This is a genomic window from Commensalibacter nepenthis (assembly GCF_029953305.1).
GTDB classification, from domain to species: domain Bacteria; phylum Pseudomonadota; class Alphaproteobacteria; order Acetobacterales; family Acetobacteraceae; genus Commensalibacter; species Commensalibacter nepenthis.
Genome location: NZ_JASBAN010000001.1, coordinates 2230766 through 2245737 on the forward strand (window position 1 = coordinate 2230766; position 14972 = coordinate 2245737).

Here is a 14972-nt window from a genome sequence, read left to right on the forward strand (position 1 = left end):
ATGGTTGTCGTCTTAAGCAGGCAAAATATCGATCAATTTACTCCTTTATGTGATAGAGACGTTGGGCTATATGATTGTTTGGTTCAAGAAATTGCTGGAATTACCAGCCCTCAACATGCGGCTCTTTTTGCGCGTCCAGAATATAATCAAGATATTGTTCGTTGGAGTGCTGAAGGACAAGAATTTACGCCTTGGAGCAAGCTGAATTCAACTCAACAAGAAAAGCTCTTACAAGCGACGCAGTCTATTTTATTGGATATTCATGCTCAGATGCAAGATTATCCCAATTTGATGATTGCTCGGCATTTTGATCAATACCGACAAATTCCGTCCATAGATTATTTATATGCGGTGGATGGCAAGCCTGTCTTGACAGGTTGGGGGTATTCTGGCGATAAAGGAAGCTATGATCCTTTGGCATTAATGTTGGTTTCTGTCCAGCCTAATAAAAAAAATAGATGGCTGGTTTTTCCTTGGGTTACTGCTTTGGTTGCCTTATCTGCTGGGGTTCTAACATCATTATTATGGAATATATATCATCATTCCGATAAAGTTTGTTATGCGACATATCCTTTGGTCAAAGATGTTGAAGATGCTTTAAAAGGGCAGGATAAAAATAAAGACTTAAATAAAAAGCGCGAAGATTTATTGAAATCCTCAGAATTGTTAAAAAAGCAGTGTAAAATTCCTCCTGTACAGCCTTTAAAACCGCAAGAGGCTCCAGAGTTAATTCCTTTACCAGAAGAACTCAAAACCCCTGAAGTGCCATCAGTTCCAGATATGGAACCGTTGCCCAATCAAGATACGCCAAAAAAACAAGAAATACCAAAAATAGAAAAAAAGGCTGATCTCCCCAAAGATGCTTGGGAGAAAAAAGACAAATCGATGTTAAATGGATGTTGGCATTTGACAACACATTTAGAGTTGTATGAGCAACGTTTATTCAGGATGTCGCATCAACCTGTAACAAATTGGACATTATGTTTTAACTCTAATGGAGGGGCAGGTCGACAGGTTTTGACACGTAAAGATGGAGGTACCTGTACAGGACCACTTAATGCTCAATTCCAAGGAAATCAATTGGTATTAAATCAACCGACTGATTGTCAAGGGGCGTTCCATTTAATTCCAGGGCGAAATGTTTGCACACGAATAAATGATAAGGAAGCACGTTGTACTTATATTGATGCAGAAGGTCATCAATCTACAGGAACATTTAAACGTTAGTGGCTTTGAAATTTAAAAAGATCAATATTGTAAAACAAAGTGAAGATGTGAAAGAATTAACGATGAAATTAATGTTAGCACATCATCCGTTGAATCAATTATCGCCTTTAGATTCTGAAATAACGCAATCATATAAAGAATTAACGGCTGATATTTCTCAACTCGTTAGTCCTGAGCATGCGCTGCTTTTTGCTGAACCTAAAATGGTCAACGACATAGTTTATTGGTATGCGGATGGTCAAGAAGCTATTCCTTGGAAAGCATTGTCCAAAGCCAAACAAAAGGAAGTTTTACAAGTTATTCGGTCAATTCTGGCTGATATGACGAGCGTTGCTTATCTTTATCCTCGTTCACACTTATCCCGTTCTTTGCCAAATTGTGGGTGTTTTCCTTCGCAAGAGTATATATATCTCGTGGATGGTCGTCCTGTGATAACAGCATGGGGATATTCGGGGGATAATGGGCTGTATAATCCATTAGCCAATGAAAAAATAAAGATATCTCAAAAAATACGACAGTGCATTGGGTCTCGATTTCCTTGGGTGACGGCATTGATTGCATTATTTGTGGGTATTTTAACAGCTTTATTATGGAATATATATCACCATATCGACAAAGCCTGTTACGGGGCTTATCCACAAATTCAAGAAGTAGAAGATGCTTTAAAAGATCAAAATAAAAATCAAGAGTTGAAAAATAAACAGGATGGATTATCAAACACTTTGGTATTGTCAAAAAAGCAATGTCATATTCCGCCTGTTCATCCTTTAAAATCTGAAGAAACACCACAAATAGCACCTCTACGCAAGGATGCTTGGGAGAAAAAGGATAAGTCAATGTTAAACGGATGTTGGCACTTAACAACACCATTGAACTTAGTGGTCAGAGAAACGGGTGTTCAGGCACCCGTAAAGACTTGGCAAGTTTGTTTTGATAATTCAGGTAAAGGAAATCAAACTATCACAAAGATAGATAATATATCATGTCGTGGACCGATTTTAGCATCTTTCGAAGGTGATCAGCTGATTATTAAACAGCCAGAAAATTGTAGGGGTGGTTTTAATCTAGTTCAAGGAACACAGGTTTGCACAAGATTAAATGATAAAGAGGCAACATGTTTGTATAAAGATGATGATGTGCTGAACAGTAAAGGTGTCACTGGAACTTTTGAACGATAAATGAAATGGTGCATACATAATGAATAAAAAATTACTTTTGATTATAACTATTGTTATGGGTTCTATTACGGCGCATGCTGCGCAACCTATGTATTACCTAGATGGAAAAGATGGGAATTGGTCTGCGTTTCACTATTATGATGAGCAATCAAAAAAAATCACTTCATGTTTCGCGCTTTCTAATGATTTGACGTTGGGATTTAAAAGTAATGATGAAGGTGTCGGGTTGTTGCTTTGGAACAAGCAAGGAAATTTAGTGCCTAAAACAGAATCAAAAGCAGCAATTACGGTGGGCAAGCAACATTTTATTTTTGTCATGCAAGCTATGGATAAAAATATGTCAATGAATAGGTTAAGTGAAATTAATTTTAAACGCCTATTACAATCTTTGTCTTACGGGCAATTTGCATTCTTAGAATATCAAAAAAATCCTGTTTCTATGGTTGATTTAACAGGATTACCTAGTATGCTGGCACGCTTTCATCAATGTATCGAGAAAGCTAAATTTAAAGATTATAAATAGAGTTTTTGTATAAAAGAACGCTAAGACAAATTGATCCTTAATTTTGCGAATATTACAAATTTAATGAGTATTTTTCGCTTTGTGATGTTTTAGCTTTTTCTCAAGTAACTTGGGATATTGGCAATGATACCAGCTTTTTTTGGTGCGAGTGTTTCAAAAATATTCACTCTATTTACAATTTATTCACGATTAAGTTGCTGTGCATGTAAGTATGATGAAGACATACCAGCAGTTAATAAACCAGCATATACGCCCAGGATAACGTAATTTTTTTAGCAACTAATTTCATAATATCTTATGTCTCCAGAAATAAATTCGACACAGTTAAGAATATAAAATTCACATAATTATGCAAGTTTTTATAGTATATTAATGAAAAATAATTCTGTATTGTAATAATACACCTTCTGATTTGAACATATAGTCATCAGAAGGTGTCGACAGAACTGTTATTTAATTTCTTTTACCCAACCGTGGGTGTCTGGTGCATTACCATATTGAATATCAACGAGCATTTTTTGAATTTCTTGGGTCAAAGTGCCAGGATTTCCATTGTGGATTTGATATTCACCCTCTTTATTTTTAACAAATCCAATAGGTGTAACAACTGCGGCTGTACCACAAGCAAATACTTCACGGATTTTGCCGCTTTGAATATCTTTGATCCATTGTTCGGCTGAATACCGTTCTTCACGAACGGTTAATCCTTTTTCCTTAGCAAGCGTAATAATGGAATTACGAGTAACGCCTGGTAAAATGGTGCCTCCTAGAGGAGGGGTTAATAAAGAGCCATCATCGAAAACAAAGAAAATGTTCATCCCACCCATTTCTTCGATCCATTTATGTTCAGCAGCGTCGAGGAACACCAATTGATCACAATTATTTTTTGTTGCTTCTTGTTGTGCAACAAGACTTGCTGCATAGTTGCCACCACATTTGGCTTCTCCTGTTCCACCAGAGGCTGCACGAGTATAAAACTCAGAAACCCATACAGTTACGGGCTTTGCACCTTTGGAGAAATAAGAGCCAGCAGGAGAGGCAATTAACATAAATAAATAATCAGGGGATGGTTTAACCCCTAAATAAGGTGTGCTGGCAATCATAAATGGACGTAAGTACAAAGAGCCAACTGATTGATCTGGAATCCAATTTTTTTCTATTTTAACAAATTCATGAATGGCTTGTAAAAAAAGATCTTCTGGTAAAGGTGCCATCGCCATACGTTTGGCAGAGTTCATAAAGCGTTTTGCATTGGCTTCTGGACGAAACAACAAGATACGACCATCTTTTGCTTTATATGCTTTTAACCCCTCAAATATTTCTTGTGCATAATGAAATACACATACTGCGGGGTCTAGGCTAATATTTCCATAAGGTTTGATATGTGCATTATGCCAGCCTTTTTCTTCGTTATAATGAACAAGCAACATATGATCTGTAAAGACTTTTCCGAAACCAGGATCTTGTAAAATAGATTGTCTTTGTGCTTCTGATGCAGGGGATGGATTTTGTTCAACTATAATAGAAAGGCTTTTCTCAGAGCTCATTTTCTTATCTTTCTTTAATTAACTGGTTTGTGTAATTTTATTACAAAATATAGAATAACAAAATTCTTTTATATGCAATAGCTTTAAAAAATTATATTTGTTACAATGATTATAAATCAAACATATTTTATGATAAATTGCAATTCTATATATAAAACGATAACGCACTTGAATGTGATTTTATTATATATAGGATTAACAGCTAGAATAGGTTAATTTATATAGGGTGAGCAATTTTAAGGTTACAGTTCATTAAAAGAAAATATACAGCAATTATTCAATTATCTGAATTATAACCCTGATGAATCACGATAAATACTAGGTCAAATGCGAAAGAAATTATTATGAATTTAAAAAATCCATCCTTATTTCGTCAACAATGTTATATTAACGGACAATGGCTTGATGCAGATAGTGGTCAAACGATTAATGTAACAAATCCTGCGACAAATGATGTGATTGGTACTGTGCCTAAGATGGGTACAGATGAAACGCGCAGAGCAATCGAAGCAGCAGAAAAAGCACAAATTCAATGGCGTAAAAAAACAGCCAAAGAACGCTCTGTTATTTTGCGTCGTTGGTATGATCTGGTTATGAAAAATCAAGAAGACCTTGCATTATTATTGACATTGGAACAAGGTAAACCTTTGGCAGAAGCCAAAGGAGAAATTGCTTATGGTGCGTCTTATCTTGAATGGTTTGCTGAAGAAGCCAAACGTGTGTATGGCGATGTGCTTCCAGGTCATATGGGGGATAAACGTGTTGTTGTTTTAAAACAACCGATTGGTGTTACTGCGGCTATTACTCCTTGGAACTTCCCTAATGCGATGATTACTCGTAAAGCAGGGGCAGCGTTGGCTGTGGGTTGTACAATGGTTTTAAAACCAGCAACGGCTACACCATATTCTGCGTTTGCATTAGCAGTGTTGGCTGAAGAAGCAGGTATTCCAGCTGGTGTTTTAAACATTATCACAGGTGCAGCCAAAGCTATTGGTGATGAACTTTGTGAAAATCCAATCGTTCGTAAATTGACCTTTACAGGATCTACGGAAATTGGTGCTGAATTAATGAGAAACTGTGCTGCAACGGTTAAGAAAACATCAATGGAATTGGGCGGAAACGCACCTTTTATCGTGTTTGATGATGCTGATCTTGATGCCGCTGTCGAAGGGGCGATGGTTTCTAAATATAGAAATGCTGGACAAACATGTGTTTGTGCCAATCGTCTCTATGTTCAAAAGGGGGTTTATGATGCCTTTGTTGAAAAATTAAAAGTTGCTGTTGGTAAATTAAAAATTGGTAATGGAACCGAAGCAGGGGTTACCATTGGACCAATGATTGATGCCAAAGCGGTGGCAAAAATTCAAGAACATATCGAAGATGCAGTTTCTAAAGGGGCAACCATTGCTGCTGGTGGTAAAGCACTGGGGGGTAATTTCTTTGAACCTACTATTCTTGCGAATGTACCAGCCAATGCAGTAGTTTCCAAAGAAGAAACCTTTGGACCTTTGGCACCTGTGTTTTGTTTTGAAACAGATGAAGAAGTTGTCCGCCTAGCAAATGATACAGAATTTGGATTGGCTTCTTATCTATATGCGAATGATATGTCTCGGATTATCAAAGTTTCAGAAGAATTAGAATATGGAATGGTTGGTATTAATACTGGCTTGATTTCAAATGAAATGGCACCTTTTGGTGGCGTTAAAGCCTCAGGTTTAGGTCGTGAGGGCTCTAAATACGGTATCGAAGATTATCTTGAGATTAAATATCTTTGCTTAAGTATAAAGCAATAGAGTAAATAAAAAGGGCTATTTAGAGATATCTAAATAGCCCTTTTTATTTATTAATTAACCGCCTAATGTTTTTTCAGCCATGGCAATGGCGGCTTCTTTTGTTTCAGCAACGGCGATGAACAAGCCTTTGTGAACAAATTTAGATCCTGGTATTCCTGTTTCTGCGGCTAGTGCTTCGCCCTCAAGTCCTCCCCAACTAGCTGGGAATAGTTTACGACGATCATTTCCGTGCATACGAATAGGAACTGTTCCAATACGCCATTCATTTTCAGCAGGATAGATCACGAGCTGTGTGACCCATGCGTTGGAAAAAATTGGATAAATATGAGGCATCCAACGAGGCAGCATTAAAATACGCTTATCTGGACTTTCTTTATAAGATTCTTCGGTGCAACCAATCGCTCTGAGGCGTGCAAATTCAATATTTAATTGATAGATTAATACGGTGCGAACAATTTTAGACGCTTCAAAAAAGCGTTCCAATTGTGTTGAAGAATCATCGGTATCCCACGGTGGGTTGAATACGTTAATAATAGAAGAAAAATTCAATCCATTTTCTGGGTGCATTTTGCCGTTATCAATGGCATCAATGGGAATAACAAGGGCTTTTTCGATAACATTATGAGCGATTTTACGAGACTTATCATCAAGATCAGGAGCAAGCTTTTGCACAACATCCAATCCGAATGCACGCCATATTAATCCAGCAGAGCTATAGGGGATAGTGCCTTCGATCCCTTTGGGTGTTTGTTTAATATCCCGTTCAGGTGCGCCAATTTGGTGATGGTCGAAACGGCGTTTTCCGTCAAAAATACCGCCCACATCAAAAACAATGTCAGCTTTTTCAATGATTTCGGTATCACGAGTTCTTTCTACTTTAAAAGGGCGATTGTCGAGGTCTAACGCGATGGCTAGGGTCGTAAAGGCAAATACATCATCAATATGAAAACGCCCATTATGGGTAACAATTAAAAGTTCTTTGTTCCGATCCATCAGTCCTTCTGTTAAAGAATCAGAAGGGTGTATCATTGCGTCAGGCATAGTTGCTCCTGTAAGAAATTAAGAATGTGTATATTATACATAAGTATCATAAAGAAAAATGAAAAGGGATGCGAGTTTAAATTGATCCTATGGATGTTTCAGTTCTTCTTCTAAATCGTGCAAAGTATTTTGCAAATGCTCTTTAGCAAGTTTTCTTAATAATTTGGTATCTTTATCTAGCCAAGCTTCAAATAATTCTCTATGGGTTTGAATGGCATGTTTATCTCGCCCATAGGGTTCGATATGTAAACGAACATACCGTTCTGCCAAGATACTGATTTGATTAATAATGTGATAGGTAATCTGTCCCATGCTGGGGGACATCAAAGCAATATGAAATTTACGGTTAAATCGGACATGTTCTGGATTTCCGACTTGGCTTTGTACGGCTTCCAATTCAAGCAATGCTTGCCTTGCTTCTTCTTGATCTGCTTGCGTTGCAGCAAGCGCCCCTTCAACGGTTGCATCAGGTTCTAATTTTAGTCGTAATAAGAAAACTTCTCTTGCCTCAGCAGCACTAATCGGACGGACAAAAAAACCTTTATTAGGGCTTGATTGCACCAAGCCATCATGCTCCAACTTTGCCAGAGCTTCACGTAATGGGATTTTGCTGACCCCTAATTGAGCGGCGATAATATCTTGGCGAATAGGGGATAAAGGTGCAAATTCTCCGATAAGAATATTTCTTCTGACAAAGTTATAAACCTGATCGGCAATAGATTGTACTATGATGGTAGATTTGTGAGATGGAAGATCAGAGCGAGGGGCTTGCATTTAAATAACTAAATCCGTTTGAAATAATATATTGTATACAATATACAGCGAACCTATCTTTTAAGCAAATTAAACAAAGATAATCGGTAATATATTATAAAAATAAAGAGCAATATAATGCTCTTTATTTTATTTCTGTGATTTAAAAAACAGCCTTACACACTGGCATCAATAAGCTCTTTTTCTTGAAAATTGCTTAATTCTAGAGACTGATGTTCGACTTCATGCTCATGCGTCACAGGGCTTAGACCCGTATTCACACCAATAAAGTAAGAAATCAAAGCAACAACGGCGACTGCGCTTAATCCTTCAATATGAGAGAATACTTCCCATCCACCAAAATCACCCATAGCCGATACAATAATCATACCCGTATAGTAAATCATTAACCAAGCACCTGATTTTAGGTTGATAAAGATTGTTGTATCTTTGGCAATCATTTTGGAAATAACATAGATGCATCCTAATAAGAGTTGAGAACCCAATAACCAAGAAACTGTTTGCCAACCAGACCAATATACAATCAAGGATGCGATTACAAAAGCAATTGGTGATAAAATCCCCATTCCTTTCAGATAAAAAGGTCGTTCAATTTGTCCAGAAGTTTTGCGTAAAGATGCTGCAGAAATAGGAGCAAGCGCATAGCTAAGCATCAATGCAGAAGATACAACGCCAATCAAGGCTTTCCATGATGGGAATGGTAATGTCCAAAACAAAGATAAAGCAAAGGTTAGCCATAAAGCAGGTGTTGGAACCCCAGATTTTTCATCAACATGCGCAAATTTGTTAAAGAAAGAACCGTCTTTTGCCCATGCAAAAATGACTCTGGAGGTTGTGTTCATATAAATATTACCAGTGCCGCTGGGGGAGATAATAGCATCAATAACAACTAATTTTGCCAACCAGCCAATACCTAAAATTAATGCAATATCATGGAATGGTAATACGAAAGAGTCGCTGATCGAACCCCATCCTTTGCTGATATAACTGCTTGGAATACTGCCGATAAAAGAGGCTTGTAGTAAAACATAAATAATAGTTGATAAAACAATACACCCTACTAAAGCATAAGGAATGCTGCGTTGTGGGTTTTTAACTTCAGCAGCAGCTGCAACAATGGGTGTTAATCCTAAATAAGCAAAAATAACCCCACCCGTTGAAATTGCTTCTTCAATGCCTTTGCTGCCAAAAGGGGCAAAGCCAGCGCTGGTAAAATTAGCAGAGCTTGAGAAATATAATAAGCAAATAATAATTAAAGTGGGAACGATAAATTTAAAAATACTAAGAATATTATTTACTTTGGCAAAAGCCTTTACCCCCACTAAATTTAAATAAAACATGCCTGCTAGTAAAATAGCTTGAACAATCCAACCAATTACGGTGGCATCGCCAGCACTATTGGCACTTAAAAAGGGAAACCATGCAGAGGCATATTGTCTGGCTGCAATGGCTTCGATTGAAATCAAGCTGGAATATGCAATAATCGTTATTAATCCCGTTAAAAACCCGACAACAGATCCATGGGAATAAGCAGGATAGCTGACAACACCGCCAGCATGGGGTAATGCTGCACCAAGTTCACAAAAAATAAACCCAAGCAGCAAAACGGCGAAACCACCAATAACCCAAGACAATATGCCCGCAGGTCCTGCAATAGTGGAAACATGGGATGCGGCCAACAGCCAACCAGAGCCGAAAATAGAACCGAGCCCAATCATCATGAGGTCAAGTAGCGATAGTGATTTTTTAAAATTCTTAGAATGCTTATTCATATTGCATTTCCTTTTAGCTTATATCATAGATTTTCCTATATTTCCGAAATGTCCTTGGTTTTATGGGATTATTTCTTAACGTATTTTCCATCAACACGGTGATTAAAGTCAGATATCGATGTGTCTTTTAACGGTATAGGGAGTAATGAAGAAGGGAAGTTTTGGTAACAAATAGGGCGCAAAAAACGTTCTATTGCTGCAGTGCCAACAGAGGTCATACGGTTGTCGCTGGTTGAAGGAAAGGGTCCGCCATGAACCATGGTGGAGGAGACTTCAACACCTGTTGGCCATCCATTGACTAAAATTCGTCCTGCCTTACGTTCCATAATAGGCATGAAAGATTGCGCTGTTTGAATATCTTCTGGATCGATATGCAATGTGATTGTAAGTTGCCCTTGTAAATTCTCAGTAAGTTGATGCAGTTCATCAATATTATCATACGTTACAATTAAAGCAGCTGCTCCGAATATTTCCTCTGACAAACAAGGCGTATTCATGAAAGTTTGAACATCTGTTTGACAGATCAGAGTTTGACATTGATTAGGAGAGGAACTGTCTTTTCCAGTTCCAACCACTTCAACATTTTTGGTGGTTGTTAAACGTTGTATTCCTTTAAGGAATGCTTGATGAATAGAAGGGCTGAGCATTGTCGATGTTGGTGTTTGAGCGAGCTCTTCTTTGACATATTTCAAAAAATCATCCAAAGCAGTGCCTGATTTAACGATAATCAAACCAGGATTGGTGCAAAGCTGCCCAGCACTCATGCTTAAAGAAGCAACAAATCCTTTGGCAATGGCTTCAGCACGTCTTTGTAAGGCATGTTCAAATAAGTAAACTGGGTTAATACTTCCCATTTCAGCAAAGATAGGAATTGGAATAGGACGTTCAGACGCAAGACGCATTAATGCGGTGCCTCCACTCATTGAACCTGTGAAACCAATTGCACAGATATAAGGATTTTTAACAAGAAACTCACCCACGTCATTACCTGTTCCACCAATCAAAGAAAAAACACCACTCGGTAAACCACATTCTTTGACGGCTTTGGTAATTGCTTGTCCAATGAGTTCGCTGGTTCCTGGATGAGAAGGGTGTGCTTTCACAACAACAGGGCAGCCTGCTGCCAAGGCTGAAGCTGTATCTCCACCTGCGACTGAAAAGGCTAGGGGGAAATTACTGGCACCAAATACAGCAACAGGACCAATCGCAATACGGCGTTGACGCAAATCAGGGCGAGGCAGAGGTGCACGCTCTGGTAAGGCTGGATCAAAACGTAAATCCATCCAATCCCCTTGGCGTACCACACTGGAAAATAAGCGTAATTGATTGACCGTGCGACCCGTTTCGCCTTTGACCCGCGCTTCTGGAAGACCAGTTTCAAGACGCGTTTGTGTCGTTAAAATATCTCCTAAATCTTCGATATTCTCTGCAATTTTATCTAAAAATTCTGCACGTTTTTCCAAAGGTAAAGATCGATAACTATCAAAATCTTCAAAAGCTGCTTTACATGCTTGATCTATATGTTCCTGATTGGCACAATAAAATTCAGTATCAAGTTCTTGATTGGTTACAGGATTAATCGCTTTGTATGTTTTTGAAGTTTGAATAGCTTGTCCAGCAATCAAAAGATTTCCAGTAATATGCATTAAATTATTTCTCCTTAAAGATAATTAGAAAGATAAAAATTAAAATCGATCTGGTCGAAAAGCGGATATGGATAGTGCTGGTTGCTTGCCCATGACTAGATCAGTCATGATCTCGCCCGTAATAGCTGCCAGCGTTAATCCAAGATGTTGATGACCAAAGGCAAAAAATAAACCAGGATTTTTCTTACTTTTACCGATAACAGGTCGATAGTCTGGTAAAGTTGGGCGTGCACCAACCCACCGTTTAAATTCTGATTTTCTTGAAAAACCAAACTTATTGGCATAATCCTCTAATTGTTTCCATTTACGCTCATCTGGTTTTGAGTTGAATTTCGTGAATTCAACATAAGAAGCTAAGCGCAAACGATTTTCGAATTGTGTCACAATAAAAGAATAATCTTCGAAAACCAGTGGAGGTAAGTTATAAGAGCCGTCATGCTCCCACTCAATATGATAGCCACGCTCGGCGATGACGGGAAAATGTTCCCCCATATCTTTTAATAATTCGCCAGACCTTGCCCCCGCACAAATCAAAACATTTGGATAAGTGATAGAAATATTGTTACTGAAGGTAAGTTTAGTCTGCCCATTATCTGGTTGAATGGTCTTTACATGGTCATTGTTGAAAATTCCACCTTGCTCAATGAAATGATTTTGGAAAATTTTTAATAATGTTGAAACATTCTTTATTTGCCCCGTTTTTTTAAAACAAAGACCTCTAACAGGTTGGGTGCTGAGTTGTTGGCTGATATTATTTAAAATATGTTGATCCATAGAATGAATTGTTGCTGTGCCAATATCAGCATTTTTCCAATCATTGCAGCCCTGTTCTCCTTTGTTTTTATCATGATAAATCACATAATGTCCATCAAGCACCAAAAGGTCAGATTGATGAATAGAATCCAATACTCTTTTCCATGATGGTACAGAGTGATTCAGAAGAGATTTGATGGATTCTTTACCTTCTTTGACTTGTTTTTGCGAAAAGCTAGCTTTTAAATATTTTGCAAACCAAGGAAACCATACATTCAGATATTGCCAACCAATATCCAAAGCCCCTCCCATACAAGTAAGTTTTTTATATCCTGTGAGGGCATTTTTACGATTTGCCAGTGGCATAATTTGTTCAATAGCAATATGCCCAGCATTTCCATAAGACGCAGGAAATCGCTGATCTTGAATAATGGTGACTTTCATTCCAGCGCGTTGCAGGTTGATTGCACAAAGCAGACCGATAATACCACCACCAATAATGACTATTTGGTTATTTTGTATTTCTGGCATATTTTTTCGCTCTTCACAAAAATTTTATATACAAACATCTTTGTATTTCGTATACGATATACAATATGTATTAGAATACAACTTGTTTGTAAAAAAATACAAGTAACATTCTGAAGAGAATTTCATTTTAATTTAACAAGGAAATATACAATGAAATGGACCGGCGTTTTCCCAGCAGCAACCACACAATTTGCTCCTGATCTTTCTATTGATATCAAAGCAACTCAAGATGTATTAGATGCACTTATTAAAGACGGTGTTCATGGTCTGGTGGTCATGGGCACTTGTGGTGAAAATAACTCTTTGGAACCAGAAGAAAAGATTCGCGTTCTTGAGGCAGCATGCGAAGTTGTCAACAAACGCGTTCCTATTATTGTTGGAATTTCTGAATTAACAACGGGACGTGGCGTTAAATTTGCCAAAGAAGCAACACGAATCGGTGCTGATTGTTTAATGGTATTGCCAGCAATGGTATATGTGCCAAAAGAAAACGAACTGGTTGCACATTTCAAAGAAATCGCCGCAGCTACGGATTTACCATTAATGCTTTACAATAATCCTAATGCCTATCGTGTGAATATTGGTGCGAATGTTTTATCGCAATTAACAGATGTTAAAAATATCGTTGCTGTTAAAGAAAGCTCTGCGGATACGAAACGTTACACAGATTTATATAATGAATTTGGCGATCGGTATTTAATGATGGCTGGTTTAGATGACGTGGCTTATGAAGGATTATTACTAGGTGCAAGAGGTTGGATTTCAGGTCTGACCAGTGCATTCCCACAAGAATCTGTAGCTTTAGTAGCTGCTTTAGAAAAAGGTGATTTAAAAACGGCTTTGGCAATTTATCGTTGGTTTATGCCTTTGTTACATTTGGATGCAGTGCATGATTTGGTTCAATGTATTAAACTTGCTGAACAAATTATGGGTCGTGGTAATGAACGTGTTCGTAAGCCACGTCATATTCTAGAAGGGGATCGTCGTAAAGAAATTATAGAGATGGTTGAAAAAGCAGCTCAAACACGTCCAACTTTATTATCAACTGCGGCTTAGGTTTATGTGAATCTGGGGTGAAAATCCCAGATGATGCTTATATTCTTTCCCTTATTTGAATTGAAAATTAATAATATGCAGCATACTTTTTTTTGTGTAGATGGCCATACAGCAGGAAATCCAGTACGATTGGTTGCGGGTGGTGCGCCCTTATTAAAAGGGAAAAATATGAGCGAGCGTAGGCAGGATTTTTTAAACCGTTTTGACTGGATCAGAACGGGATTATGTTTTGAACCTCGTGGGCATGACATGATGTCAGGCGGTTTTTTATATCCTCCTACACAAGAGGATACAGATGCTGGTATTTTATTTATTGAAACCAGTGGTTGTTTACCAATGTGCGGGCATGGAACAATTGGATTGGTCACTTTTGGGCTGGAACATGGATTGATACAACCCAGAACGCCTGGAAAATTAAAGCTGGAGGTTCCTGCGGGGATTATTGAAATTGATTATCAATATGTAGGTAATAAAATTACTGCTGTAACCATTCATAATATTCCTGCTTTTGTTGAGACAACTGGGATTATGATTGACGTGCCCGAACTTGGCTCTTTACAAGTAGACGTGGCCTATGGTGGAAATTTTTATGCAATTATTGAACCTCAGGGAAATTACCATAGTATCGATCAACTCGGTGCTGCAGCAATTTTGAAATATAGTCCGATTGTACGTACATTGATGCGTGAAGCCATTCAACCTGTACATCCTTTGGATCCAACAATTAAGGGGGTAAGCCATGTGTTATGGGCAGACCCTCAAACAGATCGTTTGCGTGGTCGTAATGCTGTGTTTTATGGAGATAAAGCTATTGATCGCAGTCCATGTGGCACAGGGACTTCGGCAAGAATAGCGCATTTATGGCATAAAAAACAACTTTCTGTGGGTGAGGCATTTACTCATGAAAGTTATATTCACAGTCAATTTATTGCAACGATTGCAGCAGAAACGGATATCAATGGAAAACCTGCTATTCTTCCTTTAATTCAAGGAAGTGCGATTTCAACAGGATTTAATACGATTTGGATTAACCAAGAAGATCCTTTTCATAAAGGCTTTCAAATCGTTTAATCACTTGGAACAATAATTATAGCTTCTGATATAAATCATATACCAGAAGCTTTTTTAATA

Annotated in this window: 12 protein-coding genes; 6 read left to right on the top strand and 6 right to left on the bottom strand. The window is 37.9% G+C overall.

From position 1 onward, the window contains the following. Genes QJV33_RS10485 through QJV33_RS10495 form a run of 3 tightly spaced genes read left to right on the top strand, consistent with a single transcriptional unit; the run spans position 1 to position 2928 of the window. Positions 1-1227 carry a hypothetical protein gene (locus QJV33_RS10485; RefSeq protein ID WP_281463276.1) on the top strand — a complete coding sequence of 409 codons (1227 nt, stop codon included), beginning with the start codon at positions 1-3 and terminating at the stop codon, positions 1225-1227. Beyond that, complete coding sequence (locus tag QJV33_RS10490) at positions 1227-2405, top strand: hypothetical protein (RefSeq protein WP_281463277.1); 1179 nt, start codon at positions 1227-1229, stop codon at positions 2403-2405. Before QJV33_RS10485 ends, QJV33_RS10490 begins: the two co-directional genes overlap by 1 nt. A 19-nt stretch (positions 2406-2424) precedes the next feature. Beyond that, entirely contained in the window at positions 2425-2928 is a 504-nt protein-coding gene (locus tag QJV33_RS10495) for a hypothetical protein (RefSeq protein ID WP_281463278.1), read from the top strand. A gap of 449 nt (positions 2929-3377) precedes the next feature. Here QJV33_RS10495 and QJV33_RS10500 read toward each other — a convergent pair whose 3' ends face one another. Beyond that, positions 3378-4475, bottom strand: a complete 1098-nt coding sequence (locus QJV33_RS10500) for a branched-chain amino acid aminotransferase (protein WP_281463279.1) — start codon at positions 4473-4475, stop codon at positions 3378-3380. Between the two features lie 344 nt (positions 4476-4819). On the opposite strand from QJV33_RS10500, the gene gabD reads away from it, so the two are divergent. Then, positions 4820-6268 carry an NADP-dependent succinate-semialdehyde dehydrogenase gene (gabD, locus tag QJV33_RS10505; RefSeq protein ID WP_281463280.1) on the top strand — a complete coding sequence of 483 codons (1449 nt, stop codon included), beginning with the start codon at positions 4820-4822 and terminating at the stop codon, positions 6266-6268. Between the two features lie 54 nt (positions 6269-6322). On the opposite strand, the gene QJV33_RS10510 is transcribed toward gabD, so the two are convergent. The 5 genes from QJV33_RS10510 to QJV33_RS10530 all read right to left on the bottom strand — a co-directional run bounded on the left by QJV33_RS10510 (position 6323) and on the right by QJV33_RS10530 (position 12785). After that, positions 6323-7309: an MYG1 family protein gene (locus QJV33_RS10510; protein ID WP_281463281.1), complete on the bottom strand. Its 987-nt coding sequence runs from the start codon at positions 7307-7309 to the stop codon at positions 6323-6325. Positions 7310-7396: 87 nt separating this feature from the next. After that, positions 7397-8083 (bottom strand): GntR family transcriptional regulator, encoded by a 687-nt coding sequence (locus QJV33_RS10515; RefSeq protein WP_281463282.1) that lies wholly within the window; start codon positions 8081-8083, stop codon positions 7397-7399. 155 nt (positions 8084-8238) lie between these two features. After that, the gene (locus QJV33_RS10520) at positions 8239-9855 is read right to left on the bottom strand and encodes an APC family permease (protein ID WP_281463283.1); all 1617 of its coding nucleotides are present in this window, start codon (positions 9853-9855) and stop codon (positions 8239-8241) included. A gap of 68 nt (positions 9856-9923) precedes the next feature. Next, positions 9924-11501 carry an aldehyde dehydrogenase (NADP(+)) gene (locus QJV33_RS10525; RefSeq protein WP_281463284.1) on the bottom strand — a complete coding sequence of 526 codons (1578 nt, stop codon included), beginning with the start codon at positions 11499-11501 and terminating at the stop codon, positions 9924-9926. A gap of 39 nt (positions 11502-11540) precedes the next feature. After that, entirely contained in the window at positions 11541-12785 is a 1245-nt protein-coding gene (locus tag QJV33_RS10530; protein WP_281463285.1) for an NAD(P)/FAD-dependent oxidoreductase, read from the bottom strand. Positions 12786-12935: 150 nt separating this feature from the next. On the opposite strand from QJV33_RS10530, the gene QJV33_RS10535 reads away from it, so the two are divergent. Beyond that, positions 12936-13841, top strand: coding sequence for a dihydrodipicolinate synthase family protein (locus QJV33_RS10535; RefSeq protein WP_281463286.1), 906 nt, complete (start codon positions 12936-12938; stop codon positions 13839-13841). A gap of 75 nt (positions 13842-13916) precedes the next feature. Next, a complete protein-coding gene (locus QJV33_RS10540) occupies positions 13917-14912 on the top strand; it encodes a 4-hydroxyproline epimerase (RefSeq protein WP_281463287.1) in 996 nt (331 codons plus the stop codon). The last annotated feature ends 60 nt before the right edge of the window (positions 14913-14972 follow it).

What these genes read in the sequence shown, in the direction of transcription:
- QJV33_RS10485 (WP_281463276.1), top strand. Translation starts at nt 1, where the DNA reads ATGGTTGTCGTCTTAAGCAGGCAAAATATCGATCAATTTACTCCTTTA.
- QJV33_RS10495 (WP_281463278.1), top strand. Translation starts at nt 2,425, where the DNA reads ATGAATAAAAAATTACTTTTGATTATAACTATTGTTATGGGTTCTATT.
- QJV33_RS10500 (WP_281463279.1), bottom strand. Translation starts at nt 4,475, where the DNA reads ATGAGCTCTGAGAAAAGCCTTTCTATTATAGTTGAACAAAATCCATCC.
- gabD (WP_281463280.1), top strand. Translation starts at nt 4,820, where the DNA reads ATGAATTTAAAAAATCCATCCTTATTTCGTCAACAATGTTATATTAAC.
- QJV33_RS10510 (WP_281463281.1), bottom strand. Translation starts at nt 7,309, where the DNA reads ATGCCTGACGCAATGATACACCCTTCTGATTCTTTAACAGAAGGACTG.
- QJV33_RS10515 (WP_281463282.1), bottom strand. Translation starts at nt 8,083, where the DNA reads ATGCAAGCCCCTCGCTCTGATCTTCCATCTCACAAATCTACCATCATA.
- QJV33_RS10520 (WP_281463283.1), bottom strand. Translation starts at nt 9,855, where the DNA reads ATGAATAAGCATTCTAAGAATTTTAAAAAATCACTATCGCTACTTGAC.
- QJV33_RS10525 (WP_281463284.1), bottom strand. Translation starts at nt 11,501, where the DNA reads ATGCATATTACTGGAAATCTTTTGATTGCTGGACAAGCTATTCAAACT.
- QJV33_RS10530 (WP_281463285.1), bottom strand. Translation starts at nt 12,785, where the DNA reads ATGCCAGAAATACAAAATAACCAAATAGTCATTATTGGTGGTGGTATT.
- QJV33_RS10535 (WP_281463286.1), top strand. Translation starts at nt 12,936, where the DNA reads ATGAAATGGACCGGCGTTTTCCCAGCAGCAACCACACAATTTGCTCCT.
- QJV33_RS10540 (WP_281463287.1), top strand. Translation starts at nt 13,917, where the DNA reads ATGCAGCATACTTTTTTTTGTGTAGATGGCCATACAGCAGGAAATCCA.